This is a genomic window from Lentzea sp. NPDC054927 (assembly GCF_053610285.1).
On sequence record NZ_JBSGXZ010000008.1, the window covers coordinates 240,311 to 264,429 of the forward strand.

Here is a 24,119-nt window from a genome sequence, read left to right on the forward strand (position 1 = left end):
GATCCGTCCGTCTCCTAGTAGCTATGGTTTCCGAGCGCGCAGCGTAACGCGCGCCGCGTGAGCTGCGCGTCACTACCTGGAGTTGGCGGGGTTCACAGTTGCCAACTCCAGGAGTGCGAGCGTATGCAATTACTTCTTGGCGCTGTGGTCCAGGGGCTCAGCGACCTGTGCGGTGGCCGCGGGCACCTCTTCCTCAACGTCGTCGTCGGTCTTCTCGACCACGGCCTCGTCGGTCTCGGCGACCTTCTCGCGGATGGCGGCGCGCAGCCAGCGCGTGACGACACCTTCGGAGATCTCGATGTCGATGGTGGTGTCGTGGCTCGCGTCGGCGACGGTGCCGTACAGGCCTGACGTGGTCATCACCTTGTCGCCGGGAGCAAGCGAGTCCTGCAGGTTCTTCTGCTCGGCCATCGCCCGCTTCTGCTTGCGCGCGCTGAGGAACAGCGGCACCGCCAGCAGAACCAGAAGCAGCGGGAACATCAAAGACGAAAGGTTGCCCATCATTCTCCGATCAAGTGGACATGCCTCGACGCACGTCCGATATGTCCAGGTGCTTTCACCGATTGTGCCAGGTCACCACAGTTGATCACCGGCGGGCGGCTCCAGCCCCAGGTGGTACCACGCGGCCGGCGTCGCCACTCGGCCGCGCGGTGTCCGGGCCAGCATGCCAGCCCGCACCAAATACGGTTCGCACACCTCTTCCACCGTGGTCGGCTCCTCACCGACCGCGACGGCGAGCGTCGACACCCCGACCGGTCCCCCGTTGAAGCTCTTGACCAGCGCACTCAGCACGGCGCGGTCGAGCCGGTCGAGGCCGAGCTGGTCGACGTCGTAGACCTCGAGGGCCTGCTTCGCGATGTCTTCCGTCACTCTGCCGTCGGCCCTGACCTCGGCGAAGTCCCGCACGCGGCGCAGCAGCCTGTTCGCGATCCGGGGGGTGCCCCTGGAGCGGCCGGCGATCTCGATGGCGGCGTCCACGTCGATGTCGACGCCGAGGATCTTCGCGCTGCGCTTCACGATCAGATCGAGCTCGTCGGCGCTGTAGAACTCCATGTGGCCGGTGAAGCCGAACCGGTCGCGCAGCGGCCCGGTGAGCGCTCCGGACCTCGTCGTGGCTCCTACCAGCGTGAATGGCGCGATGTCGAGCGGGATGCTGGTCGCGCCGGGGCCCTTGCCGACCACGACGTCGACCCGGAAGTCCTCCATCGCGAGGTACAGCATCTCCTCGGCCGGGCGGGCCATCCGGTGGATCTCGTCGATGAACAGGACATCGCCCTCGACCAGGTTGGACAGCATCGCGGCGAGGTCGCCGGCGCGTTCGAGCGCGGGACCGCTGGTGATGCGGATGGCGCTGTTCAGCTCCTTGGCGATGATCATGGCGAGCGACGTCTTGCCCAGGCCGGGAGGGCCGCTGAGCAGGACGTGGTCCGGCGCGGTCCCCCGTCGCATGGCGCCGTGCAGCACCAGTTCGAGCTGTTCGCGCACGCGTTGCTGACCCACGAACTCGTGCAGGTCACGGGGCCTCAGCGTGGTCTCGACGTCCCGCTCGGCGGGCGCCTCGTACGGGCTGAGCTCGTCCTCGGTCACTTGCGCCCCAGGGTCGCGAGCGCCCTGCGCAGGACGGCGGACGTGGACTGGTCCGGGTTGTCCGCGAGCACGCTGTCGACGGTGCTTTCTGCCGACTTGGCCGGGAAGCCGAGGCCGAGCAGCGCTTCGACGACGTGGTCGCGCGTCTGGCTGTGCGCGGGCGTGGTGGGTGCGGGCAGGGCGCCGACCTTGTCGCGGAGCTCGATGATGAGGCGTTCCGCGCCCTTTTTGCCGATGCCCGGCACCTGCGTCAGCACGGTGATGTTGCCTTCGGCGAGCGCGTGCCGGAGCTTGTCCGGTTCCAGCACGGCGAGCGTCGCCAGGGCGATGCGCGGGCCGATGCCGCTGACGGTCTGCAGGAGTGAGAACAGCTCGCGGGCCTCGGCGTCGGCGAACCCGAACAGCGTCAGGCTGTCCTCGCGCACGATGAGGGTGGTGGCGAGGCTGGCCTCCTCGCCGCGGCGCAGGGTGGCGAGCGTGGTCGGGGTCATCTGGACGGCGAACCCGACACCGCCCACCTCGACGACGGCGTGGTCGAGGCCGACGTGCTGCACCTGGCCGCGCAGTGACGAGATCACCTGGTTCCTCCGGACTTCACGCTCGCGCAGGCGTCCCCTCGCGAAGGGGACCCCTTGATTTCATTCTTCCAGCCGGCACCGACAATTTCGGCCCGCACTGAAGCCATCGCACTCATCGGAGGCTCGTTGGCCGCCACGGTCGTCACGTTGCGCTCCGCCGGGCCGCCTCGGCCAGCTTCGCCTTGTGCACGCGGGCCAGCTCGGCCGCCCGTGCCTGCGCCTCCTCCAGCCGCGAGCGCATCGGCGCGCGCCACTGGTGGCAGATCGCGATGGCCAGCGCGTCGGCCGCGTCCGCCGGTTTCGGTGCCACCTTCAGGCCGAGCAGCTTCGTCACCATCGCCGTCACCTGCGCCTTGTCCGCGCGGCCCGACCCCGTCACGGCGGCCTTGACCTCGGACGGCGTGTGGAACTCGACCGGCAGGTTCCGTTGCGCGGCAGCCAAAGCCACCACTCCGGACGCCTGCGCGACTCCCATCGCGGTGCGGACGTTGTGCTGCGCGAAGACCCGTTCGATGGCCACGACCTCGGGCTCGTACTTGTCGAGCCACTCGCAGACGCCGATGTACAGCTCGTGCAGCCGCACGGACAGCGGAGCGTCAACGGGCGTGCGCAGGACATCGACGGCGACCGCGCGCACGACCCGGCCGGGCCCGCCGTCGACCACGCCGAAGCCGCACCTGGTCAGACCGGGGTCGACCCCGAACACCCGCACAACAGCTCCCCGCATCGCTGAACGAACAACAGTTCGAACCATATCCGGTGCACCTCGAGGGGACTCGCACCGACACGGTTCGACAAGTCCAGGCCCGCCTCACTACGGTGATCGGGTTTCGATCACGGGAGATGCGGTGAAGAGGTTCTGGCTCGTCGTGGGGGGCGTCGGCACCGTCATGACGGTCACCATCCTCACGGCCCTCGCCGCGCCGCGTGAAATCGGCCTCGCGATTGACAAGGTCGTGCAGCTCCTCTTTGCCGTAGCTGCACTTGTCGCGTACGCGCGCCGGGGCGACCGGTGGATGACCGCCGCGTTGACGAGCCTCAGCATCGGGCTGTCGGCGTGGATCTGGGGACAGCAGATCCTGGGTGTGCAACTGCCGTCGTCGACGATCGCGCCGCTCGGGTTCACGATGACACCGGTGCTGTGCCTGGCCGCGGTCATCGTGAAGGCACAACAACGCCGCGCCGACGACCTGTTGCCGAACTACCGCAGCCGCACGGTCGTGATCCTCGACGGACTGATCGTGATCGGGTCGCTGTTCGTGTTGACGTGGGTGTCGGCACTGGAGTCGCTCACACGCGCGTGGGCAACTGAAGGGCCTGGTTTCGCCACAGTTGTCGCGCATCCCGCCGCGTACCTCGTGTTGCTCGTGGCGATCGTTGTGCTGTCGTGGACGCATCAGTCCGTGCGGCAGTGGCCGATGTTGTTCGTCGCGATGGCCGGTATCGCACAGTCGTCGTCGGGCTGGGTGTTCGCGTTCTACATCTCGAAGGGCATCACGGCGATCCCGGCGACCGCGGACATCGGCTTCATGCTGTGCCCGGCGCTGTTCTTCCTCGGCGCGCTGGCCCCGACGCGCAACCTCGAACCGACGTCCGGCCGCATGCGCATGGCCGACCTGCTGCACCTGTTCGTGCCGTACCTGCCGCTCGCGATCACCGGTCTGTTCATCATGTGGAACACCGCGACCGGCGGCCGCCTCAACCCGGTCGAGATCTACGTCGGTCTCGCCGTCGTGTGTCTCGTGATCGTGCGTCAGCTCCTCACGATGATGGACAACGTCAGGTTGATGGACCAGCTCCGTGTCTCTCGCGAACAACTACGGCACGAGGCGACGCACGACCCGTTGACCAGCGTCGCGAACCGCTCGTTGTTCCGCGAACGGCTGGAGCGCGCGCTGGAGGACCGCGATCGCGCACAGCCGTTGATCCTGCTGTTCATCGACGTCGACGGTTTCAAGGCCGTGAACGACAACCACGGGCACGCCGAGGGCGACATCGTTCTGCGCAATGTCGCCGCACGGCTGGAGAACAGCGTTCGGGCAGAGGACACCGTCGCGAGGTTGGGCGGTGACGAGTTCGGTGTGCTGATCGACGGCGGGGACGCCGACGAGATCGGCGCGCGGCTGTTGGCCTCTCTCGCGCACCCGCACGAGGTGCACGGCCGTGTTCATCGCGTGCACGCCAGCATCGGTGTGGCACAACGGCTTTCGTACGACCCTTCAGTGACGGCCGACGACGTGCTCGGTGCCGCCGACGCCGCGATGTACACGGCGAAACGGCTCGGCAAGGGCATGGTCGTCGTGCACGGTTCCCCGCTCCCGGAGATGACGTGACCCCAGAACAGTTGGACCCTGCCCAGTTGGACCCCGCGCAGTTGATTTCGTCGTTGAACATGCAGGAGCTTCCCGTCGAGGGCGGCTACTTCGCGCAGACCCACCGGTCCGACGAGGTGTCCTCGATCGCGTACCTGCTGCGCAAGCCCGACTTCTCGGGCATGCACGTGCTGGAGCACCTGGAGATCTACAACTTCCACGCCGGTTCGCCGTTGCGGATGCTGCTGCTCTTCCCGGACGGCACTGTGCAGCAACCTCTCTTGAGCGCGTCCAACCCGCAGGTCGTCGTCCCTGCGGGCGTGTGGCAGGGCAGCGCGCCGGACGGTGACTGGTCGTTGGTCGGCACGGTGGTGGTGCCGCCGTACACCGACGACATCGTGTCGTTCGGCCACGCGGACGACCTGTGCGCGCGGTATCCCTCTCACGCCGATGCGATCAGGCCTTTGTGCCGCTTCTAGGATCACCAGCCATGGCGATCGTCCCGCTCAACGGCATCGAGCTCAACGTCCAGACCGAGGGCTCCGGCGATCTCGTCGTGCTGGTGATGGGCACCGGCAGCCCAGGTCGCGTGTGGCGCAGCTACCAGGTGCCCGCGCTGGTCAAGGCCGGTTACCGGGTCGCGTACTTCGACAACCGCGGGATCAAGCCGTCGTCCGAGTGCGCGACCGGCTTCACCATCGACGACATGGTCGCCGACACCGCGGCGCTGATCGAGCACCTGGGCGGCCCGGCCCACGTCATCGGCACGTCGCTGGGCGCCCGCATCACGCAGGAACTGGCGCTGAAGCACCCGGCGCTGGTCCGGTCCGCGGTGATGATGGCGACCGCCGGCCGCGCCGACCCGCTGCAGCAGGCCTGGTCGCGCACGCTCTGCGACCTGCACGACAAGGGCGTCGAAGTGCCGGCGTCGTTCTACGCCGTGGCCTCGTTGACCCGCAACGTCTCGCAGGCGACCCTCGCGGACCCGATCGTCGCCCGCGACTGGCTGCAGATGTACGAGTTCGCCGGCTCCGCTCTCAGCGGCGGCGAACGGGCCCAGCTCGCCCTCAGCGACTACGACCACCGCCTGGACGCCTACCGCGCCATCAGCACGCGCTCGCTGGTGATCGGCTTCGCGGACGACCTCGTCCTGCCACCCCGCCTGTCACGCGAGGTGGCGGACGCGATCCCGTCGGCCCGCTACGTCGAGGTCGCCGACTGCGGGCACGTCGGGTACCTGGAGCGGCCGGAGGAGATCAACCGGCTGCTCGTCGAGTTCATCGGTCGAGGCTGAACTCGTCCGTCGTCTCCCCCTTCACCAACACGTCGACCCGGCCGCTCAACACGTACGTCCCGTACGGCGTGCGTGCGGCCGTAGTAGGTGCAGTCCCCCAGTCACGTTGCGACTTCACCTGCCAAGTACGCGTGTCCAAAACGGTCACCGCGTTCTTCCCAGGCGCACTAAGGCTGTTGGTGACGACCACCAACCCGTGCGGCGTCAGCGTGAGGCCGTCCGCCCCCGGCAGCCGAGGCGCCGGCAGCTCCTCGACCTGACCACGCGTGACCTTGAACAACGTGCCGTTCGTGTAGTGGCCGGTGACGAGGAATCCCCTGGGATCCCACACGATTCCGTTGTTGCCGAACGCCGCTCCACCCAGCCGTGAATCCTGGGCGAACGCGGTCACGGTGCCCGCGCGATCGACCTTCCAGATCGTGTCGCCGAGAGTCCCGGTGACGTAGGCGTTGCCGGCCGGGTCGACCGCCACGTCGTTGGCACCGTTGGGAATGTCGACGAACTTCAGCGCACGTCCGGTGCGCAGGTCGAAGATCCCCAGCCCCGACTGACCAGGCGACGACCGTTCCCCCAGCCCGATGTCCCCGTAGGCGACCAGCAACCGGCCCCGGTCCACCTGGACACCGAACGTCGACACCATCCGGGTCCCGCTGACCAGCGGCCGGACCCGGCCGGACGTGCTGACCAGCGACACCGTGCCGTGGCGCAGCGAGCTGACCAGGAACTGGCCGCGCGACGGATCCCACTGCACGCCCTCGGGGTGCAGCGACGGCGACGAACCCGCGATGGACCGCGGCGCCGCCGAAGCCGTACCCGTGACCAGCAACAACGCCGCCAAGACGGCAAGCGCGATGCGCATTGCTTCCCTCCAGTAAGAGCCCTGACAGCTATCAGAGTCCTGATAACTATCAATACTCTTACCACACTCATACGATGAACGGATGCGGAGCAGTGAGCGGATCGGCGGAGACATCAAGCGCGCCGAGCTCGAACTGATGACCGCGAAAGCGGCGGCGGTGCGACCGGCCGGCCTGACGGTGCCGCAGTACTCGGCGCTGCTGGCGCTCAGCGACCACCCCGGCGCGCCGGCGGCGGAGCTCGCCCGGTTGTGCCTGGTGACGCCGCAGACGATGACGACGATCCTGCAGAACCTGGTCGCCATGGAGCTCGTGGAGCGCACGCCGCACCAGTGGCAGCGCAACGTCCTGGAGAACCGGCTGACCGAGGCGGGCTACGCGACGTTCCGGAAGGCCGACAAGGGCGCGGTCGCGGTGGAGCAGAAGCTGGCGGACGCGTTCACGCCTGAGGAGCGCGCACAGCTGCGCGCGCTCTTGCAGCGGTGTTCTGCGGTGCTCAGCGAAGGCTGAACGGAGTCATCGGGAAACGCAGCGTGCCCGGTTATTAGGGGACTCTTACTGGGCGAGCGGGAATCCCGCAGGTGGCGGAACCTGAGTGAACTCACCACTCAGGGAGGTTCAGCCATGACAGACCTAGGGAGCCTGCGCGCCGTCTTCTCCGGAACCCTGCTCACCGCGCACGACCAGGCGTACGAGGACGCGCGAGCCTTGTTCAACAGCGCCATCGAGACGAGACCGGCGGTGATCGCCCAATGCGACAACACGGCCGACGTGCGAGAAGCACTCGCTTTCGCCCAGCGTGCCGGGATGCCGGTGGCGGTGCGCAGCGGCGGCCACAGCGTGGCGGGCGCGAGCCTCGTGCAGGACGGGCTGGTGCTGGACATGCGCCGGATGAACGCCGTCTCGATCGCACCGGACGGACGCAGCGCCGTGGTGGGAGGCGGAGCCACGTGGGGTGCGTTCGACCGGGCCGCGCAACCCTTCGGGGCCGCCACGACCGGAGGCAGGGTCTCCACCACGGGCGTCGCCGGGCTGACGCTGGGCGGCGGGTCCGGCTGGATCGAGCGCAAGTGCGGGCTGGCGTGCGACAACCTGCTCGCCGTCGACCTGGTGCTCGCCGACGGCCGGACGGTGACCGCGAGCGAGACCGAGAACCCCGACCTGTTCTGGGCGTTACACGGCGGTGGTGGCAACTTCGGGGTGGCCACGTCGTTCACGTTCCGGCTGCACCCGATGCCGGAGTTCTCCTTCGCGCTCATGCTGTGGCCCGCCGAGGAGGGCGAAGCCGCGACCCGTGCTTTCCGCGACTTCATGGAGACCTCGCCGGACGAGGCCGGCGGCGGCGCGCTGTACATGACCGGGCCGCCGGAGGAGTTCGTGCCCGCCGAGCTCGTCGGCCAGCTCTGCTGCGGGGTTCTCGTCACCTACATGGGCAACGCCGAGGAGCTGGGAAGCCTCGTCGCCCCGCTCACGGCGCTGGAGCCGCACGCGCTGGTGCTGACCGACATGCCTTACGCCGACCTCCAGTCCATGCTGGACGATCCGCCCGGCTTCCGGAACTACTGGTCCGCCGAGTACCTGCGGTCGTTGCCCGACGAGGCGGTGCAGGCGTTCTGCGCCGCCGCCGGGAAGATGATCGTCCCGTCGCCCTCTCAGCACGCCATGATCCCGTGGGGCGGCGCGGTCGCCCGCAACGCGGACGGCTGGCCGATGGCCAACCGCGACACGCCCTGGATCGCGCATCCGCTGGGACTGTGGGAGGACCCCGCGGACGACCAGCGGGCGCGGGACTGGGCGCATCACCTGCGTGACGTGCTCGCACCGTGGACCACGGGCGCGGTCTACCTCAACTTCATCGGCGACGAGGGCGCGGACCGCGTCGTCGCCGGCTACGGCCGGGAGAACTACGACCGGCTCGCCGCGATCAAGGCCGAATACGACCCCGGCAACGCGTTCAACCTCTGGCACAACATCGTGCCCGCGAAGCCCGCGGTCAGCACCTGACGCGGCGCGTCAGCGAAGGCTGAACTCCACGGTGTCGTCGACCATCTGAGCCAGGAACCGGTCGCGGTCGAACGCCGGATCCTCGTCCATGCCGGGCGGCGGCACGTGCACGAAGCTGAAGTGCCCCGCCCGCGGCACTACCCGCAGGTCGAGCTCGGCCGGTGCGGACTTCAGGACCTCGACCTCCGAGGCCGGCACGAAGGCGTCGAGCTCACCGACGTAGGCGAGCATCGGCGCCTTCACGGCGTCCAGCGCGCCGGGAGCCGCGAACCAGCCGGCGGGCGGCGTGTACAGCACGAGGCGGCTGACGCGGGAATCGCGCGGCACGTCGAGCGGCCGGCGTTCCTTGCTCCACGGCGTCGCGCCCGCGAGGCACAGGGCCGCCCAGGCGCCGATCGAATGGCCGATCACCGCGACCTCGGCGTCGGGATCGACGTCCCGCAGCGCCTCGACCAGGCCGAGTGGCCGCGCGAGGTAGTCGTCCCAGGTCGCCTGCTGGGGGTGCAGGCGTTCGAAGGCGGGCGCGATCACCCGGCAGCCGCGAGCCTCGAACGCGTCCAGCAACGGCTGGTGGCGCACGGGATCACCGCCTCCACCGACCGCGAAGAGCACGACACGTTCCACGGCAAAATCCCCCTCAGCGATGTGCGGCCTGTCCGGTCGGCCGCAGCAAGATCTCGTTCACATCTACAGTGGACGGCTGCGACACGGCGTAAAGCACCGCCCTGCCAACGTCTTCCGGTTCCAGCTTCGGATCATCCACACGCGACGGCGGGATCGCGTCGGTGTCGACGAGTCCGGGTTGGATCACCGTCACCCTGACCCCGGTCTCCACCGCCTCCGCCCGGATCGCCTGCGCCAGCCCGGTGACGGCCCACTTGGTGGCCGAGTACAGGTTGCCAGGCCGGACGCCTCGACCGGCGGCGGACCCGGTCAGCACCAGATGCCCGCCGGACCGCATCAGCGCGGGCATGGCGGCACGAGCCGTGAACGCCGGGCCACAGACGTTCGTGACGACCATGTCGGTCCACTCGACGGGCTTCGCACCGGCGTCGGAAACGAACGATGTGTCGACCGAAACGCCCGCGTTCGCGAAGACCACGTCGATCCGGCCCCACCGCGACTCCACACGCGACATGAGGTCCTGCACGGAATCCCATGAAGAAACGTCACATTTGGCGTCCCACCCGCGGTCACCGACAGATTCTTCTGCCGAACGCGAGGCCCGCACCACGCGATACCCGGCGTCGGCGGCCAAAGCGGCGGTCGCTGCCCCGATACCGCGGGAAGCGCCGGTCACCACGAAGACGTTTTCCATGATCTGGAACCCTAGTCAGGGAAGTGTCAGGGGCGCCTGTTTTGATGTCCGGCATGACTTTGAACCGCAGGTCCGTGTTCGGGCTGGGTACCGTCGCGGCCGCGACGGCCGTGCTCGGCTCCAACGGTGCAGCGCAGGCACAAGAAGACGCGGAGGCCGAAATCGAACGCTATCCGGCCACCGCCGAGAGGTCACGCAAGCGCGTGGCGCAGGTGTATCGCCGGCAGACCAGGAAGGCGCGCGGCAGCTGGTCGTCGCTGATCACGGTCGCCGACCTCGACGGCACGACGAAGTCCGCCGTCGACGAGAACGCCGACAAGGTGGTCGAGGCCTACAGCGTCAACAAGGTGGCCGTCGCGGTCGCCGTGCTGGACAAGGTGGACCGCGGGCTGATCAAGCTCGACCAGACGGTCACGGTGTCCGCCGCCATCGTCATCCAGGACACCGACGGCATCTTCGCGCTCGACGGCGCGTACCCGAGCGAGATCACGGTCGGCCACGCGCTGGCGAACCTGCTCACCGTCTCGGACAACACCGCGGTTCGCCTGTGCGGCCTGGTGGTGCCGGCGCTGGAACTGAACCAGATCCTCCGGGACAAGGGCTTCGTGCACACGCAGGTCGTCCCGGTCGCGAACCCGAACCGGTTTTTCCTCGGCACCACGACGGCGCGGGAGACGCACACGCTGCTGCAGAAGCTGGTCGACGGCCAGTTGCTGTCGCCGGCCTCCACCGCGTACCTGCTGAACATCCTGCGTGCCACGGCGAGCTTCACCGACGGCGTGCGGCTCAACCTGTCGACCAACGAGCGGCTGCGGGTCGCGACGAAGGCCGGATGGTTCGAGGACGGCCGCAACGAGGCCGGGATCATGTTCAGCGAGGACAACCGCGCGATCCTGATCTACTCGATGTTCGCGTCGGGCCAGTTCGACGGCGACAAGGCCGCGAACGACGTCAACTTCAGCACCACGCACCCGGCTGTCGCGGCCCGCGCCGAGCTCGGCCGGTCCATGTTCGACGCGGTCATCAAGATCACGACCGCGAAGCCGAAACACAGTGCAAAGGTTTACAGGTTCTTCAACGGCGGCTGATTCCTGAGATTTATCTGAAAACTGGACCAAAGAGCACTGGTTTTCGGATATATACATACCAACGCCGGGGTCGGTCGTCGCCGCCGTCGACGACCGGCTTCCCCGCGTTGCCTAGAGCGCCGGTTCCACAATGGAGTGGTACCTGCGCGAGACCTCCTCGATCACCTCGTCGAAGTCCGCCGCCCAGATGTCGGCGTTGAAGATCTCCACTTCGACGTCCCTCGAATATCCGGTGGCAGCGACATGCCTGGTCAGCCGGTCGAGATCGATGTTTCCGTCGCCCGGATAACCGCGGCCCAGCAACACGTCCGCCGGCACCGGGGTGAGCCAGTCGCACACCTGGTACGACGCGATGTTCTCTCCCGCGCGCACGATCTGCGCGTCGAGGTCGGGGTCCCACCAGACGTGCAGCGCGTCGACGACGACACCCACGGACTCGTGCTTCTCCGCGATGTCCAGCGCCTGCGCCAACGTCGACAGCACGCCTCGGTCCGCGCAGAACACCGGATGCATGGGTTCGAGCGCCAGCGTCACGCCTGCTTCCGCCGCGAACACCGACAGTTCCGCGATGGCGTCCGCAACACGCTGACGTGCGCCGATCAGGTCCTTGTCGCCCGCGACACCGCCGACGACCATGACCAACGTGTCCGTGCGCAACGCCGCGGCTTCTTCGATCGCACGGCGGTTGTCGTCCAACGCAGCGCGGTTGTCCACGGCTGTGAGGAACCCACCCCGGCACAATGACGACACGCGCAGTCCCGCGTCCGCGACGAGTTTCGCGGTGCGCTCCAGCCCGTGGTCGGCGACAGGTTCGCGCCACAGGCCGATCGACTCGATGCCGTGCCGGGCACAGCCTTCGACGGCTTCGACGACGGTCGCGCGCTTGATCGTGGCCTGGTTCAGCGAGAGGCGAGCCATTGCCGCCACCGCCGTTCCGCGAAGTCGGGGTCGATCACGCCGGCGACCTCCGCCAGCCGTTTCGCCTCGGCCAGATGTTCGACGCTGCGCGCGGATTCCAGGCCGTCGAGCAGCAGGAACTGTTCCTGATGCCCGGCCAGCCACGCCAGGAACACCACACCGGTCTTGTAGTAGTAGGTCGGCGCGCTGAACAGGTGGCGCGACAACGGAACCGTGGGCGCCATGATCCGGTGGAACTCGTCGGTGTCACCTAGTGCGAGCTTCTGCAACGCCTTAGCAGCCACCGGCGCGATCGGATCGAAAATGCCGAGCAAGGCGTGGCTGTATCCCTGTGAATCGCCCGCGATCAGGTCCGGATAGTTGAAGTCGTCGCCGGTGTAGCAGCGCACGCCGGCCGGAAGCCTGCGCCGCAGCCCGATCTCGTGGTCGGCGTCGAGCAGCGAGACCTTCACGCCGTCGACCTTGTCCGGGCGTGCGGCGATGATCGCGAGGAAGTTGTCGGTGGCCTGGCCGACGTCGGCCGAGCCCCAGTACCCCTGCAGCGCCGGGTCGAACGCAGTGCCGAGCCAGTGCAGGATCACCGGTTCACTGACGCGGTCCAGCAGAGTCCCGTAGACCTTCTCGTAGTCCTCGGGGCCACGCGCGGACGCCGCGAGCTGGCGTGAACACATCAGCACCGGCTGTGCGCCCGCCTCCTGCACGACGTCGAGCTGCTCCAGGTACGCCTTGAGCACGTCGTCCAGGCCGACCTCGCCCGTGAGGTGATCGGTCGCGACGCCCGCGCAGATCCGTCCGGACTTCTCGGCGGCGCTGCGGCGGATCAGCTCGGCGGCGGTCGGCCAGTCCAGGCCCATGCCGCGCTGCGCGGTGTCCATCGCCTCCGCGACGCCGAGGCCGTGCGACCAGAGGTGGTGCCGGAACGCCAAAGTCGCGTCCCAGTCCACCGTGCGTTCATCTTTGGCGACAACGTGTGCTGCCGCGAACACGATCCGTTCTCGGTCAGACATCCGCGATCTCCACGCGTCGACCCTCCGAAGAGGACTGGAGCCCGGCGGCGGCCAGCGCGACACCCCGTGCCCCGGCGCGGAAGTCGTGCGGGAACGGCGTGCCCTGGTAGACGTGCCGCAGGAACTCCGCCCACTGCACCTTGAAGCCGTTGTCGAAGTCCTCGTTGTCCGGCACCTGCTGCCACTGGTCGCGGAACGGGTGCGTGACCGGCAGATCCGGGTTCCAGACCGGCTTCGGCGTGACGGCGCGGGGCTGCACGAAGCACTCGCGCAACCCCGCGACCGCACTCCCCTCGGTGCCGTCCACTTGGAACTCCACGAGCTCGTCGCGGCGCACCCGCACGCACCAGGACGAGTTGATCTGGGCGATGACGCCGTTCTCGATTTCAAAAATTCCGTACGCGGCGTCGTCGGCGGTGGCGGCGTACTCCACGCCCTGCTCGTCCCAGCGCGTCGGGACGTGCGTGACGGCTCTCGCCGTGACCGCCTCGACCCGGCCGAACAGGTCGTGCAGCAGGTAGCTCCAGTGGCAGAACATGTCCGAGACGATTCCGCCGCCGTCCTCGGTGCGGTAGTTCCAGCTCGGGCGCTGCGCGGGCTGCCAGTCGCCCTCGAAGACCCAGTAGCCGAACTCGCCGCGCACGCTGAGGATCCGGCCGAAGAAGCCGCCGTCGATCAGCCGCTTCAGCTTGCGGATGCCCGGCAGGTACAGCTTGTCCGCCACCACACCGTGCTTCACGCCCTTGGCGTCGGCCAGGCGCGCGAGCTGGAGCGCCTCCTCGACCGTCTCGCTGACCGGCTTCTCGGTGTAGATGTGTTTGCCCGCGTCGATCGCCTTGGTGATCGATTCGACGTGTTTCGACGTCACCTGCGAGTCGAAGTAGATCTCCACCGACGGGTCCGAGAGCGCCGCGTCGAGGTCCGTCGTCCAGTGCGCGAGGTCGTGCCGTTCCGCGATCTCCTTGAGCTTGTCGGCGTTGCGGCCCACGAGCACCGGTTCCACCTTCAGCACGGTCCCGTCCGGCAGCCGCACTCCCTCGTCGCGCAACGGGAGCAGCGACCGGACCAGGTGCTGGCGATATCCCATCCGCCCGGTGACGCCGTTGACCGCCACTCCGATGGTCCGAACCGCCATCGCACCTCCCTGGTAGCAGCGCTGGAAAGCGCTTTCCCGCCACGCTAATCGCGGCACTTGACGGCCGTCAACCTCCGCGCGAGTTAGTCTCAGCGCTCACATGCACGTTTGACGGAGGTGGTCGTGTCCGCCCGACAGGTGACGCTCGCCGAGGTGGCGAAGCAGGCGGGTGTGTCGCTGGCGACCGCTTCTCGCGTGCTCAACGGCAGCACGCGCCAGGTGAGCGGGGAGCTGAGCGACCGCGTCCTGCGCACCGCGGAGCAGCTCGGCTACGTGCCGAACGCCTCCGCGCAGGCGCTGGCCCGCAACTCGAGTTCTCTCGTGGGACTGGTGGTCCACGACATCACCGACCCGTACTTCTCGTGCATCGCCGCGGGCGTGACGCGGGTGGCTGAGGAAGCGGGGCTCGTCGTCGTTCTCGGCACGACGGGTCGCCGTCCCGAACGCGAGGTGGAGCTGCTTTCTACTCTGCGTGCGCATCGGGCACGTGCGGTCGTTCTGGCCGGTTCGCGGACGACTGACCGTGCGTCGCAATCCCGGCTGGCCGCGGAGATCGACGCGTTCACCGAGCAGGGTGGGCGTGTCGCGTGCGTGTCGCAGGCGAAGCTCCGCACCGACACGGTCGTGCCCGGCAACCGCGCGGGTGGGCGCGCTCTCGCCCGTGCGCTGACCGAGCTCGGGCACAAGAAGTTCGCCGTATTGGGTGGACCTTCCGAACTCGTGGTGGCCCGCGACCGGCTCGCGGGGTTCAAGGCGGGTCTCGCGGACGCCGGTGTCGCACCGCCCGTGGTGTTCAACGGGGCGTTCACGCGTGACGGCGGGTACGCGGCCGCGATGGAGCTGCTGGCCTCGAAATCACGTGCTACCTGCGTGTTCGCCGTGACGGACGTGATGGCGATGGGCGCGATGGCCGCGCTGCGCGAGCGTGGCGTGCGGGTGCCGGAGGACATGTCGATCGCCGGGTTCGACGACATCCCGACGCTGCGCGACACGGTTCCGGCGCTGTCGACCGTGCGGCTGCCGCTCGAGGAGATGGGCGAGATCGCCGCAGGTCTCGTGCTGGACGCCGGGGGTGACGAGGCCCGCACCGTCCGCGTGGCGGGCGAGGTGGTGCTCAGGGCCTCGACTGCCCACAATTAGACTCATCTGGCTGTTCACGTACTTAGTCATGAGGAGTTGAGCCGTCCCCATGGGGTCTGGCCCTGGCTGGCATATTTGCCCGGTCCCTTGTTCCTGCTGTTCAGGAGCGCGTAGGTGACCGGAATCCTGTTGAGCGTGCTCGGTCTGGTCGCCGTCGTGGCGCTGACCGCGGGCACCTTCATCGCAGTGGCGGCGGAGTTCTCGCTGACCGCGCTGGAACGAAGCACCGTTGAGCGTCACGTCGCCGAGGTGGGCGATGCGAAGGCGCGCACCATCGACCGTGCGCACAGGTCTCTCTCGTTCCAGCTCTCCGGCGCGCAGCTCGCCATCACGCTGACCACGCTGATCACCGGTTACATCGCGGAACCCGCGATCGCGTCGTTGATCGAACCCGGCCTGACGGCGCTGGGCGTGCCGTTGTCGGTGGCCGGCGGGTTGTCGCTGGCGCTGGCGCTGGCGATCGCCACGGCGTTGTCGATGGTGTTCGGCGAACTCGTGCCCAAGAACCTGGCGATCGCGAAGCCGCTGGAGACCGCACGTCTGGTGGTCGGCATCCAGGCGGCGTTCTCCAGCGTGTTCCGCTGGCTGATCACCGCGATGAACAACTCGGCGAACTGGCTGGTCCGCCGGTTCGGCGTCGAGCCGGTCGAGGAGCTGGCGTCCGCGCGGTCGCCGGAGGAGCTCGGCGCGCTGGTCAGGACCTCCGCCGAGCACGGCACGCTGGATCAGGGCACCGCGGTGCTGCTGGACCGCTCGCTGCGGTTCGGCGACCGGACCGCCGGTGAGCTGATGACGCCGCGCGTGCGGGTCGAGGCGCTGCGGGCCGACGCGACGGTCGCGGACCTCGTCATGAAGGCGCGGCAGACCGGGTTCTCCCGATTTCCGGTGCACGACGGGTCGTTGGACGAGGTGCGCGGGATGGTGCACGTGAAGCAGGCGTTCGCCGTGCCGGCTGCTCTGCGCGGGACGACTCCTCTGTCCGCGTTGACGCGGCCGGTGTACTCCGTGCCGGAGACGCTGGAGGGTGACGCCCTGCTGGACCGGCTGCGCGCTTCGGGTCTGCAGGCCTCGCTGGTCGTCGACGAGTACGGCGGCACCGCGGGTCTGGTGACGCTGGAGGACGTCGTCGAGGAGATCGTCGGTGACGTGCGCGACGAGCACGACCGGGGCGAGGCGCCGCCGGTGCGGTCGCTGGGCAAGGACAGCTGGCTCGTGTCGGGCCTGCTGCGCGACGACGAGGTGGCCGAGGCGACCGGTTTCCGGATGCCCGACGGCGACTACGAGACGTTGGCGGGCCTGGTGCTGGCCCGGCTCGGCCGCATCCCCGACGTCGGCGACGAGATCCGGGTCGACAGCTGGCGGGTCACCGTCATGCGAATGGACAAGCACCGCGTGGCCGAGCTGCGGGTGGTGTCGTCATGAACTTTCTGATCGTGGTCTTGTTGTTGGCGGGCAACGCCTTCTTCGTCGGCGCCGAGTTCGCGGTGATCACCGCGCGCCGTGACCGTCTGGAAGCGCTGGCGGACAAGGGTTCCTCTCGGGCCCGCACGGCGATCAAGGCTTCGCAGCAGCTGCCGTTGCTGATCGCGGGCGCGCAGCTGGGCATCACCCTGTGCTCGTTGGGGCTGGGTGCGATCGCCGAACCTGCTTTGGCTTCGGTGTTGGAGGGGCCCCTCAGCGCCGTTGGACTGCCTCTGGCCGTGGTGCACGGTGTGGCGTTCGCGGTGGCGTTGGTCATCGTCGTCGCGCTGCACACGATCCTCGGCGAGATGGTGCCGAAGAACCTCGCCATCGCGGGTCCCGAGCGGGCCGCGGTGTGGCTGGTGCCGGTGCACTACGGGTTCTCGCGGATGATCGCGCCGGTGCTGGCGGGGTTCACCGCTGTGGGCCGGTGGGTGTTGCGCCGCTTCGGGGTGGAGCAGGTGGAGGAGCTCGAGTCGGCCTACACGCCGGACGAGCTGGCGTTGCTGATCGGCCAGTCCCGTTCCGAAGGCCTGCTGGAGGACTCCGAACACCGGCGGCTGGCGCAGACGTTGTCGTCGGCCGAGCGCACGGTGGCAGATGTCCTGGTGCCGTCGGACCGCCTCACGACAGTGTCTTCCTCGCCGACCGTGGGCGAGATCGAGGCCGCCGTCGCCGCGACCGGGTTCTCGCGGTTCCCGGTGCTGTCCGATGCCGGGTTGATCGGGTATCTGCACGTCAAGGACGTGCTCGACCTGGAGGGCGAGGAGACCCTGGTGCCTCGCGATCGGGTGCGCGGGCTGCCTGAGGTGCCCGTCGACGCTCGTCTGGACGAGGCCCTGGCCGCGTTGCGCCGGGCGCAGTCGCACCTCGCACGCGCGGTGTCGGCTGACGGCGGTGTGCTGGGTGTCGTGGCGTTGGAAGACCTGTTGGAGGAGTACGTGGGCACCGTGCGCGACGGCACCCACGTGCGCTGGGTCTAGTTCGCTGGGTCTAGTTCGTCAGGCTTTTGCCGAGTGCGTCGAGCAGGGCGTTGGTGCCCTGCTCGCGCCACTCGGGACGGTCGAGGCCGTCGAAGAACGCCCCGTGCTCGGTGACCGTGATCGTCGTCTTGTCGTCCTGCTGGTCGAACTCGACGGTCGCGAGGCTGACGCTCGTGCGCTTGTCGTTGGCGTGCATCGTGTACGTGGACACGATTCGCTCGTTGGGCTGGATGTCCTGGTACAGCGCGTTGTACGTGTGCACGGTTCCGTCCGGAGCGGTGCCGGCGACGCTCTCGGTGCCGGTCTCGCGGAAGTCGAGCGTGTGCCCGTTCGACTCCCACGCGTCAGGCGACACGAACCACTTCGCCTTGCTCGCCTGGTCCGCCCAGGCCTGCCACACCTTGTCGATGGGCGCGGCGTAGGTGCGTTCGATGGTGAACGACGCGTGCTTGATGCTCATGTCTCCTCCAGCAGTGTGCCGAGCCTGTCGAGTTTGCGTTCCCACTCGGTGCGCTGACCCGCGAGCCATTGCTCGGCCCGGCGCAGCGCGCCCGGTTCGATCTGGCAGGTCCTGGTGCGCCCTTGCTTGCTGGTCGTGACCAGTCCCGCTTCTTCGAGGACCTTCAGGTGCTGCACCACGGCCGGCAGCGACATCGCGAACGGCTCCTTGAGCTCGCTCACCGCCGCCGGCCCCCGGCACAGCCGCTCGACCATCGCGCGGCGGGTGGGGTCCGCCAGTGCGTGGAACAGCCGGTCGAGCTGATGGTTAAGCATGTACTTAAGTATTACTCGCCGTGTCAAGCTCAGCGTCATGACCATCGTGCTGGGCGCCGGGGACGTCGAAGTCGACCTTCCTCGCCTCGCGGCCGAGCTGACCGAGGCGCTTCGAGCCGGCGCTTCCGGTTCCGGCCGACGGATTCGTGCTGCCGTGACCCCGGACGTCACCGCCATGGTGCTGCTGCCGGGCCTGGCGCCGGGCATCCCCGCCTACACGGTGAAGGTGCACGCCAAGAACCCGAACCGCTCCCCCGCGATCGCCGGCGTGATCTGCCTGCACGACCTGACGACCGGCGACCTGCTGGCCCTGATCGACAGCGGCCCGCTCACCGCGCTGCGCACCGGCCTGGGCGGCGCACTGGGAGCCCACCTGCTCGCTCGCCCCGAGGCCCGCACCGTGACGGTGATCGGCGCCGGAGCGCAGGGCCGCGCGCAACTGGAGGCGCTGGCCGCGCTCCGTCCCGTGAAGTCGGTGGCGGTGCGGGACACCGATCCGGCGGCGGCCGCGTCGTTCGTGGAGTGGGCATCGGGGCTCGGGATCAGGGCTTCCGGAGCCGCCGCGGGTGCCGAGGGCTCCGAGGGCTCCTCCGAGGGCTCCGAGGGCGAGATCGTGCTGATGGCGACGTGGTCCAGAGAGCCTGTGCTGCACCGGGTTCCGCCCGGCATCCACGTCACGAGCCTCGGCGCCGACGAGCCGGGCAAGGTCGAGCTGGGCGCGGAACTGCTGGCGGACGCGCTGGTCGTGGTGGACGACCCGGAGCTGGCGCACGTCGCGGCGGACACGACGATCGGCGCGGTGCTGCGCGGGGAACATCCCGGCCGGACCAGCGCGGACCAGGTGACCGTGTACAGCCCGGCCGGGTTGCCGATGCAGGACCTCGTGATCGCGTGGCACGTCTATCAGAACGCGTGCCGGAAGTCGCCGGCCGTGTTCGACATCGGATGAGCGACCCGCACAGGCCTGTGGACAACTTCCGCGGGCTTGCCGGGCTTTGGCTAGTCTGAGCTGCGGAGATGCGATCAGCCGTGAGACGGGCCAGGTGATTCACCCGATCGAGGTGTCCTGAAACGCTGTTACCGTTCCCTCGCATAACGAGGAAGCGCGGGGCCGGCGAACGGAGACTTCGGGGTCACGCGTCTTCGCTATCCGGTGCGGATCTCGAGCATGACGCAGCCGGTGTCCGTCCGGTAAGGACCGTGCGGCATGCCGGGGCGACGGCTGGCGAAGTGGCCCGCGCGGAAGGTCTGGCCGAGGGTCAGGTCGGTCAGGTCGCCTTCCAGCAGGTAGACCTCCTCGTGGTAGTCGTGGCGGAGCACGCCGGACGTCTCGAGGCCCGGCTCCCAGCGCGCGATCCGGGTCAGGGTCGCAGATTCGGGGTCGCGGCTGAGGACGCGCTCGGTGACGCCGGGCTCGGCCGGGTGCCAGGCGCGTTCGCCGACGGGGAAGAACTCGTGCTCCTCGCGCATCACAGCCTCCGGTTGGCCAGCACGGGCAGCGTCGCGCGGGCCTCCTCCACGAGCGGAACGTCCACATCGGACAGGATGGTGCCGGGGGCGCCGTCGAGCCGCTCGCGCACGGAGCCGAACGGGTCGATCACGGCGCTGCGGCCGATTCCCGTTGGGGCGGAACCGTGATCGGTGCCGAAGGTGGACATGGGGTCGGCCTGTCCGCAGGCGAGGATCCAGGAGGTCGCGTCCAGGGCGCGGGCGCGGACCAGCAGGTCCCACTGGTCGGCCTTGCCGGGGCCGGCGCCCCAGGAGGCGCCGAGCAGGATGACGGGCGCGGTGTCGGCGAGGGTGCGGAACAGTTCGGGGAACCTGACGTCGTAGCAGGTGGCGAGGCCGATCGTGGTGCCGTCGACGTCGAACGTCACGGGTTTGTCGCCGGGGGTCACGGTGTCGGATTCGCGGAAGCCGAAGGCGTCGAACAGGTGGATCTTGTCGTAGCCGAGGTGCAGGCCGGCGCCCGTGACGAGGGTGGTGTTGGTGACCCGGTTTTGCTGGCCTGGCGTGAACATTCCGGCCACCACGACGACGTTGTGCTCGTCGGCGGTCTCGCGGACCGCGGTGGCCCACGGGCCGTCGAGGGGTTCGGCGATCGGGGCTAGTGGCACGCCGAAGCGGCACTGAGTGGCTTCCGGGAACTGCACGACGCGGGCGCCTTGGGCGGCAGCCTTGGCTACTGCGGTGCGGACGGTGGTGAGGTTCTGCTGCGGGTCAGCCGTGGAGCTGATCTGGCAAAGCGCGATACGCATGATCCTCCTCTGGTATACATGTTGTATGCAGGTTTCGGGCAAAGAGAATGGCGGCTTGTCCGGGCGGGAAAAGGCTTACGAGTTCCTCAAGGACACCATTCTCGCCGACCCCGAGATGCAGGGGCGATTCATCAGCGAGCAGGACGTCGCCAACCAGATCGGCGTCTCCCGCACGCCGATTCGTGAGGCCCTGCTGCTGCTCGCGGCCGAGGACCTCGTGCAGCTCGTGCCGAAGAAGGGCGCGTACGTCGCGCCGTTGTCGTCGCGGCAGATCACGGAGCTGATGGAGCTGCGTGGTGTCGTCGAGCGGTATGCCGCCGAGCGCACGATGACCGAGGGCACCGTTCCGTTGCGGAAGATGGTCGAGCTCATCGAGCAGCAGCGGTGGCTGGTCGAGGACGCGCGGCAGTTCATCGATGTCGACCGTCAGTTCCACGCGCTGTTGGTTGCGGCGACGGGCAACGAGTTGTTGACGAAGACCTACGAGGGGCTGCGCGCACGGCAGGTGCGCGCGGGTGTGGTCGCGTTGTACCGGGCGCACAACAGGCAGCAGGCCGTGATCGACGAGCACAACGCGATCGTGGCCGCGCTCGAGTCCGGAGACGTCGGCGCGGCCACCGCGGCGATCACCGCTCACTTGGACACCACGCTGAAGGTGCTGCTGGGCGCCTGATCCTCGGTCTCCTCCTGCGGATCGCGGCCGAGGCGCAGACCGATCAGGGTCACGACGCACGCCACGCTGACGTAGAGGCCGACGATCACCCACGTGCCGAAGCCGGCCAGCAGCGCGGTGAACAGCAACGGCGCCACCGCCCCGCCGATCACGCCGGCCAGCGTGTAGGCGAGCGAGCTTCCGGTGTAGCGCAGGCGTTCGGTGAACTGCTCCGCGATGAACGCGGCCTGCGGCCCGTACATGAACGCGTGGAACCCGAGTCCCACCACGACCCCGAGCACGATCAGCGGCCACGACCCGGTGTCTACCAACGGGAACAGCACGAACGGCCACACCGCACCGCACACCGCGGCCGCCGCGTAGAGCCCGCGCCGGTTGACCCGGTCGGACAACCAGCCGGCGAACGGCATCAGGAACAGCTGGAAACCTGAAGCGATCAGCACGGCGGTGAGGCCGACGTTGCGCGGCAGCTTCAACTGCGTCGTGAGGTACGTCAGCACGAACACGGTGTGCAGCGCGTACAGCACGTCCGGCCCCACACGGCACAGCACGGCGGCGATCAACGGCCGGGTCTGCGTGCGGAACACCTCGCTGATCGGCGCGGCCGGCCGGTCGCCACGTTCCTGGATCGCCTTGAAGACCGGAGTCTCCTCCAGCTTCACCCGGATCCACAGGCCGAAGATCACCAGCACCGCGGACAGCAGGAACGCGACGCGCCAGCCCCACGACATGAACGCGGCGTCCGACAGCGCGACGCCGAGCAGCGCCAGCACACCGTTCGCCATCAGGTTGCCGGCGGGCGGCCCGATCTGGGCGGCCGACGCCCAGAAGCCGCGTTGCTTCGGATTGCCGTACTCGCTGGACAACAACACGGCGCCGCCCCACTCGCCGCCGAGCCCAACGCCCTGCGCGAACCGCAGCAGCACGAGCAACACACCGGCGGCGGGCCCGATCGCGGCGTGCGTCGGCAACAGCCCGATGAGCAACGTCGCGATGCCGGTGATCAGCAGCGTCGTGACGAGCACGCGTTTGCGCCCGATCTTGTCGCCGAGCCGGCCGAACAGGAACCCGCCGAGCGGCCGGGACAGGTAGCCGACGGCATACGTCGAGAACGCGAGCAGCGTCGCGGTCAGCGGCTCGGAGCTCGGGAAGAACAACGGGCCGAGCACGACGGCCGCGGCGACGTTGTAGATCGCGAAGTCGTACCACTCGAGCGCGGTACCGGAGAGCGAGGCCACGAAGGCGCGTACCAGGGCGGACCTGGGTACGTCAGGTGACGTGGCTGTCGTTGCTGAATCAGGCGGCATGGCGTAATACTGCCTGTATACAACTCGTATGCGCAAGGAGTACCGCATGTCTACCTCATGTGCACAGCTCGGCACGCTGGCCTTCGACCTGCCCGACGGCACTGTCGCCGAGGTCTCCGTGACGACCTTGTTGAACGGCGGATACGCAGGTCGCAGCCAGGACGACGTAGCCGCTCACGTGCGCGAACTCGCCGAACTGGGCGTGCCGGCGCCGTCCGTGACGCCCAGCCTCTATCCCGTGTCGCCGTACCTCGCCCAGCAGACTTCGACAGTTCCCGCGCAACACGGCAAGACGTCCGGCGAGGCGGAGTGGGCGCTCGTCGTGACCGAATCGGACGTCCTGCTGACCGTCGCGTGCGACCACACCGATCGCGCGCTGGAGGTGCACGGCGTCGCGTGGAGCAAGAACGCGGGCCCGGACGTGCTCGGCCGCAAGGCGTGGCGGCTGTCCGACATCGCGGACCGGATCGACGACATCGAACTGACCGCGTGGGCGGACGGCGTGGAGATCCAGCGCGGCACCCTCGCCGAGCTCCTCACCCCGCAGTACTGGGTGGACCGGCTGCGTGAGCTCGACCTGCTCGAGCCGGGAACCGTGCTGTTGTCCGGCACCATCCCGATGCACCACGGCGTGGAGCAGTTCGCGTCGAAGTGGCGCGTCGAGTTGCGAGACCCGGTCACCGGCGATGTCATCGACTGCGACTACGAGGTGACTCAGCTCCCCGCCCCCATCGGCTGAACCGGTATGCGCCTCCCGGGGCCCGTCGAAATCCGTGTCTCTCGTTCGACCTATGGGTGACGGACACACACAGGGAGGCACAGCAAATGGGCAAGGTCTACACCGGCGCCAGCACCTCGATCGACGGCTACGTCTCGGGCCCGGACTTCTCCGGCTTCGACAAGCTGTTCGCCTGGTACGAGGCGGGCGACGTGGCGTTCAGGGTTCCCACAGGCTCGATGACCTTCCACCTCACGCCGGCCAGCGCCGCTTACTTCGGCGGACTGACCCAGGCGACCGGCGCACTCGTGGTGGGACGCAAGCTCTACGACTTCACCAACGGCTGGGGCGGCCAGCACCCACTGGGAGTGCACACCGTCGTGCTCACCCACAGGCCGTTGGAGGACAACGAGCACTTTACGTTCGTCACCGGCGGCATCGAGGAAGCGATCGCGGTGGCCCAGAAGCACGCGGGCGACAAGGTCGTCGGCCTGAACTCCGGCGAGATCGCCCGGCAGGCCATCGACGCCGGCCTGGTCGACGAGATCTACCTCGACCTGGTGCCGGTGATCCTCGGCGGAGGCACGCCGTTCTTCGCGCCCGGCAAGGGCTACGAGCTGGAGGGCCCGCTTTCGGTCATTGAGAGCACCTCGGTCACGCACTTGCGCTACAAAGTGAAGTACGAGACGGAGTGATCGCTGGGGGGC

28 protein-coding genes are annotated in these 24,119 nt (G+C 68.6%); 13 read left to right on the forward strand and 15 right to left on the reverse strand.

Features of this window, described 5'->3' with window-relative positions:
- Positions 1-129 precede the first annotated feature (129 nt).
- From yajC to ruvC, 4 genes are all read right to left on the reverse strand, one after another.
- A complete protein-coding gene (yajC, locus tag ACWGE0_RS15840) occupies positions 130-480 on the reverse strand; it encodes a preprotein translocase subunit YajC (RefSeq protein ID WP_452261613.1) in 351 nt (116 codons plus the stop codon).
- Positions 481-573: 93 nt separating this feature from the next.
- Positions 574-1,587 carry a Holliday junction branch migration DNA helicase RuvB gene (gene ruvB / locus ACWGE0_RS15845; RefSeq protein WP_452261614.1) on the reverse strand — a complete coding sequence of 338 codons (1,014 nt, stop codon included), beginning with the start codon at positions 1,585-1,587 and terminating at the stop codon, positions 574-576.
- Complete coding sequence (gene ruvA / locus ACWGE0_RS15850) at positions 1,584-2,165, reverse strand: Holliday junction branch migration protein RuvA (RefSeq protein WP_452261615.1); 582 nt, start codon at positions 2,163-2,165, stop codon at positions 1,584-1,586. Before ruvA ends, ruvB begins: the two co-directional genes overlap by 4 nt.
- Before the next feature lie 142 nt (positions 2,166-2,307).
- Positions 2,308-2,877, reverse strand: coding sequence for a crossover junction endodeoxyribonuclease RuvC (ruvC, locus tag ACWGE0_RS15855; protein ID WP_452261669.1), 570 nt, complete (start codon positions 2,875-2,877; stop codon positions 2,308-2,310).
- Positions 2,878-3,013: 136 nt separating this feature from the next.
- Here ruvC and ACWGE0_RS15860 point away from each other — a divergent pair, with 136 nt between their 5' ends.
- The 3 genes from ACWGE0_RS15860 to ACWGE0_RS15870 are packed head-to-tail and all read left to right on the forward strand — an operon-like array spanning position 3,014 to position 5,771.
- A complete protein-coding gene (locus ACWGE0_RS15860; RefSeq protein WP_452261616.1) occupies positions 3,014-4,498 on the forward strand; it encodes a diguanylate cyclase domain-containing protein in 1,485 nt (494 codons plus the stop codon).
- Complete coding sequence (locus ACWGE0_RS15865) at positions 4,495-4,956, forward strand: cupin domain-containing protein (RefSeq protein WP_452261617.1); 462 nt, start codon at positions 4,495-4,497, stop codon at positions 4,954-4,956. Before ACWGE0_RS15860 ends, ACWGE0_RS15865 begins: the two co-directional genes overlap by 4 nt.
- An 11-nt stretch (positions 4,957-4,967) precedes the next feature.
- A complete protein-coding gene (locus ACWGE0_RS15870) occupies positions 4,968-5,771 on the forward strand; it encodes an alpha/beta fold hydrolase (protein WP_452261618.1) in 804 nt (267 codons plus the stop codon).
- Here ACWGE0_RS15870 and ACWGE0_RS15875 read toward each other — a convergent pair.
- Positions 5,755-6,630 (reverse strand): hypothetical protein, encoded by an 876-nt coding sequence (locus ACWGE0_RS15875; RefSeq protein ID WP_452261619.1) that lies wholly within the window; start codon positions 6,628-6,630, stop codon positions 5,755-5,757. The two genes, ACWGE0_RS15870 and ACWGE0_RS15875, sit on opposite strands and share 17 nt — an antisense overlap.
- 82 nt (positions 6,631-6,712) lie before the next feature.
- On the opposite strand from ACWGE0_RS15875, the gene ACWGE0_RS15880 reads away from it, so the two are divergent.
- The gene (locus ACWGE0_RS15880) at positions 6,713-7,138 is read left to right on the forward strand and encodes a MarR family winged helix-turn-helix transcriptional regulator (protein ID WP_319968157.1); all 426 of its coding nucleotides are present in this window, start codon (positions 6,713-6,715) and stop codon (positions 7,136-7,138) included.
- A gap of 114 nt (positions 7,139-7,252) precedes the next feature.
- Positions 7,253-8,632, forward strand: coding sequence for an FAD-binding oxidoreductase (locus tag ACWGE0_RS15885; protein WP_452261620.1), 1,380 nt, complete (start codon positions 7,253-7,255; stop codon positions 8,630-8,632).
- Between the two features lie 9 nt (positions 8,633-8,641).
- Here ACWGE0_RS15885 and ACWGE0_RS15890 read toward each other — a convergent pair whose 3' ends face one another.
- On the reverse strand, positions 8,642-9,256 hold the full coding sequence (locus tag ACWGE0_RS15890; protein WP_452261621.1) for a hypothetical protein: 615 nt from the start codon (positions 9,254-9,256) through the stop codon (positions 8,642-8,644).
- Between the two features lie 13 nt (positions 9,257-9,269).
- Positions 9,270-9,953, reverse strand: coding sequence for an SDR family oxidoreductase (locus tag ACWGE0_RS15895; protein WP_452261670.1), 684 nt, complete (start codon positions 9,951-9,953; stop codon positions 9,270-9,272).
- Positions 9,954-10,003: 50 nt separating this feature from the next.
- Between ACWGE0_RS15895 and ACWGE0_RS15900 the strand changes: the two genes are divergently transcribed.
- Positions 10,004-11,038 (forward strand): serine hydrolase, encoded by a 1,035-nt coding sequence (locus ACWGE0_RS15900; protein ID WP_452261622.1) that lies wholly within the window; start codon positions 10,004-10,006, stop codon positions 11,036-11,038.
- 111 nt (positions 11,039-11,149) lie between these two features.
- Here ACWGE0_RS15900 and ACWGE0_RS15905 read toward each other — a convergent pair whose 3' ends face one another.
- The 3 genes from ACWGE0_RS15905 to ACWGE0_RS15915 are packed head-to-tail and all read right to left on the reverse strand — an operon-like array spanning position 11,150 to position 14,098.
- Positions 11,150-11,956 carry a sugar phosphate isomerase/epimerase family protein gene (locus ACWGE0_RS15905; protein ID WP_452261623.1) on the reverse strand — a complete coding sequence of 269 codons (807 nt, stop codon included), beginning with the start codon at positions 11,954-11,956 and terminating at the stop codon, positions 11,150-11,152.
- Complete coding sequence (locus ACWGE0_RS15910) at positions 11,938-12,963, reverse strand: dihydrodipicolinate synthase family protein (RefSeq protein WP_452261624.1); 1,026 nt, start codon at positions 12,961-12,963, stop codon at positions 11,938-11,940. The genes ACWGE0_RS15905 and ACWGE0_RS15910 overlap by 19 nt, the downstream gene beginning before the upstream one ends.
- Positions 12,956-14,098, reverse strand: coding sequence for a Gfo/Idh/MocA family protein (locus ACWGE0_RS15915; RefSeq protein ID WP_452261625.1), 1,143 nt, complete (start codon positions 14,096-14,098; stop codon positions 12,956-12,958). Before ACWGE0_RS15915 ends, ACWGE0_RS15910 begins: the two co-directional genes overlap by 8 nt.
- Positions 14,099-14,221: 123 nt before the next feature.
- On the opposite strand from ACWGE0_RS15915, the gene ACWGE0_RS15920 reads away from it, so the two are divergent.
- The 3 genes from ACWGE0_RS15920 to ACWGE0_RS15930 all read left to right on the forward strand — a co-directional run bounded on the left by ACWGE0_RS15920 (position 14,222) and on the right by ACWGE0_RS15930 (position 17,682).
- Positions 14,222-15,238, forward strand: coding sequence for a LacI family DNA-binding transcriptional regulator (locus ACWGE0_RS15920; RefSeq protein ID WP_452261626.1), 1,017 nt, complete (start codon positions 14,222-14,224; stop codon positions 15,236-15,238).
- A 114-nt stretch (positions 15,239-15,352) separates the two neighbouring features.
- Complete coding sequence (locus tag ACWGE0_RS15925) at positions 15,353-16,660, forward strand: hemolysin family protein (RefSeq protein ID WP_452261627.1); 1,308 nt, start codon at positions 15,353-15,355, stop codon at positions 16,658-16,660.
- Positions 16,657-17,682: a hemolysin family protein gene (locus ACWGE0_RS15930; RefSeq protein ID WP_452261628.1), complete on the forward strand. Its 1,026-nt coding sequence runs from the start codon at positions 16,657-16,659 to the stop codon at positions 17,680-17,682. The genes ACWGE0_RS15925 and ACWGE0_RS15930 overlap by 4 nt, the downstream gene beginning before the upstream one ends.
- Positions 17,683-17,692: 10 nt before the next feature.
- Here the strand turns inward: ACWGE0_RS15930 and ACWGE0_RS15935 are convergent, their stop codons facing one another.
- Positions 17,693-18,142, reverse strand: a complete 450-nt coding sequence (locus ACWGE0_RS15935) for an SRPBCC family protein (protein ID WP_452261629.1) — start codon at positions 18,140-18,142, stop codon at positions 17,693-17,695.
- A complete protein-coding gene (locus tag ACWGE0_RS15940; protein WP_452261630.1) occupies positions 18,139-18,456 on the reverse strand; it encodes an ArsR/SmtB family transcription factor in 318 nt (105 codons plus the stop codon). Before ACWGE0_RS15940 ends, ACWGE0_RS15935 begins: the two co-directional genes overlap by 4 nt.
- Before the next feature lie 37 nt (positions 18,457-18,493).
- On the opposite strand from ACWGE0_RS15940, the gene ACWGE0_RS15945 reads away from it, so the two are divergent.
- Positions 18,494-19,405 carry an ornithine cyclodeaminase family protein gene (locus ACWGE0_RS15945; RefSeq protein WP_452261631.1) on the forward strand — a complete coding sequence of 304 codons (912 nt, stop codon included), beginning with the start codon at positions 18,494-18,496 and terminating at the stop codon, positions 19,403-19,405.
- Positions 19,406-19,602: 197 nt separating this feature from the next.
- Here ACWGE0_RS15945 and ACWGE0_RS15950 read toward each other — a convergent pair whose 3' ends face one another.
- Together ACWGE0_RS15950 and ACWGE0_RS15955 are read right to left on the reverse strand one after the other, a co-directional pair.
- Entirely contained in the window at positions 19,603-19,926 is a 324-nt protein-coding gene (locus ACWGE0_RS15950; RefSeq protein ID WP_452261632.1) for a cupin domain-containing protein, read from the reverse strand.
- Positions 19,926-20,714 carry a carbon-nitrogen hydrolase family protein gene (locus tag ACWGE0_RS15955; RefSeq protein WP_452261633.1) on the reverse strand — a complete coding sequence of 263 codons (789 nt, stop codon included), beginning with the start codon at positions 20,712-20,714 and terminating at the stop codon, positions 19,926-19,928. The genes ACWGE0_RS15950 and ACWGE0_RS15955 overlap by 1 nt, the downstream gene beginning before the upstream one ends.
- 55 nt (positions 20,715-20,769) lie before the next feature.
- On the opposite strand from ACWGE0_RS15955, the gene ACWGE0_RS15960 reads away from it, so the two are divergent.
- On the forward strand, positions 20,770-21,387 hold the full coding sequence (locus ACWGE0_RS15960; RefSeq protein WP_452261634.1) for a GntR family transcriptional regulator: 618 nt from the start codon (positions 20,770-20,772) through the stop codon (positions 21,385-21,387).
- Here ACWGE0_RS15960 and ACWGE0_RS15965 read toward each other — a convergent pair.
- Positions 21,348-22,694, reverse strand: a complete 1,347-nt coding sequence (locus ACWGE0_RS15965; RefSeq protein ID WP_452261635.1) for an MFS transporter — start codon at positions 22,692-22,694, stop codon at positions 21,348-21,350. The genes ACWGE0_RS15960 and ACWGE0_RS15965 overlap by 40 nt on opposite strands.
- A 46-nt stretch (positions 22,695-22,740) precedes the next feature.
- Here ACWGE0_RS15965 and ACWGE0_RS15970 point away from each other — a divergent pair, with 46 nt between their 5' ends.
- Together ACWGE0_RS15970 and ACWGE0_RS15975 are read left to right on the forward strand one after the other, a co-directional pair.
- Positions 22,741-23,433 carry a DUF2848 domain-containing protein gene (locus tag ACWGE0_RS15970; protein WP_452261636.1) on the forward strand — a complete coding sequence of 231 codons (693 nt, stop codon included), beginning with the start codon at positions 22,741-22,743 and terminating at the stop codon, positions 23,431-23,433.
- 86 nt (positions 23,434-23,519) lie between these two features.
- The gene (locus ACWGE0_RS15975; RefSeq protein ID WP_452261637.1) at positions 23,520-24,107 is read left to right on the forward strand and encodes a dihydrofolate reductase family protein; all 588 of its coding nucleotides are present in this window, start codon (positions 23,520-23,522) and stop codon (positions 24,105-24,107) included.
- The last annotated feature ends 12 nt before the right edge of the window (positions 24,108-24,119 follow it).

Bases quoted from the DNA above. Each gene is read 5' to 3' on its own strand.
- yajC (WP_452261613.1), bottom strand. From the start codon at position 480: ATGTTCCCGCTGCTTCTGGTTCTGCTGGCGGTGCCGCTGTTCCTCAGC.
- ACWGE0_RS15870 (WP_452261618.1), top strand. From the start codon at position 4,968: ATGGCGATCGTCCCGCTCAACGGCATCGAGCTCAACGTCCAGACCGAG.
- ACWGE0_RS15875 (WP_452261619.1), bottom strand. From the start codon at position 6,630: ATGCGCATCGCGCTTGCCGTCTTGGCGGCGTTGTTGCTGGTCACGGGT.
- ACWGE0_RS15880 (WP_319968157.1), top strand. From the start codon at position 6,713: ATGCGGAGCAGTGAGCGGATCGGCGGAGACATCAAGCGCGCCGAGCTC.
- ACWGE0_RS15885 (WP_452261620.1), top strand. From the start codon at position 7,253: ATGACAGACCTAGGGAGCCTGCGCGCCGTCTTCTCCGGAACCCTGCTC.
- ACWGE0_RS15900 (WP_452261622.1), top strand. From the start codon at position 10,004: ATGACTTTGAACCGCAGGTCCGTGTTCGGGCTGGGTACCGTCGCGGCC.
- ACWGE0_RS15905 (WP_452261623.1), bottom strand. From the start codon at position 11,956: ATGGCTCGCCTCTCGCTGAACCAGGCCACGATCAAGCGCGCGACCGTC.
- ACWGE0_RS15910 (WP_452261624.1), bottom strand. From the start codon at position 12,963: ATGTCTGACCGAGAACGGATCGTGTTCGCGGCAGCACACGTTGTCGCC.
- ACWGE0_RS15915 (WP_452261625.1), bottom strand. From the start codon at position 14,098: ATGGCGGTTCGGACCATCGGAGTGGCGGTCAACGGCGTCACCGGGCGG.
- ACWGE0_RS15930 (WP_452261628.1), top strand. From the start codon at position 16,657: ATGAACTTTCTGATCGTGGTCTTGTTGTTGGCGGGCAACGCCTTCTTC.
- ACWGE0_RS15935 (WP_452261629.1), bottom strand. From the start codon at position 18,142: ATGAGCATCAAGCACGCGTCGTTCACCATCGAACGCACCTACGCCGCG.
- ACWGE0_RS15940 (WP_452261630.1), bottom strand. From the start codon at position 18,456: ATGCTTAACCATCAGCTCGACCGGCTGTTCCACGCACTGGCGGACCCC.
- ACWGE0_RS15945 (WP_452261631.1), top strand. From the start codon at position 18,494: ATGACCATCGTGCTGGGCGCCGGGGACGTCGAAGTCGACCTTCCTCGC.
- ACWGE0_RS15950 (WP_452261632.1), bottom strand. From the start codon at position 19,926: ATGCGCGAGGAGCACGAGTTCTTCCCCGTCGGCGAACGCGCCTGGCAC.
- ACWGE0_RS15955 (WP_452261633.1), bottom strand. From the start codon at position 20,714: ATGCGTATCGCGCTTTGCCAGATCAGCTCCACGGCTGACCCGCAGCAG.
- ACWGE0_RS15965 (WP_452261635.1), bottom strand. From the start codon at position 22,694: ATGCCGCCTGATTCAGCAACGACAGCCACGTCACCTGACGTACCCAGG.
- ACWGE0_RS15970 (WP_452261636.1), top strand. From the start codon at position 22,741: ATGTCTACCTCATGTGCACAGCTCGGCACGCTGGCCTTCGACCTGCCC.
- ACWGE0_RS15975 (WP_452261637.1), top strand. From the start codon at position 23,520: ATGGGCAAGGTCTACACCGGCGCCAGCACCTCGATCGACGGCTACGTC.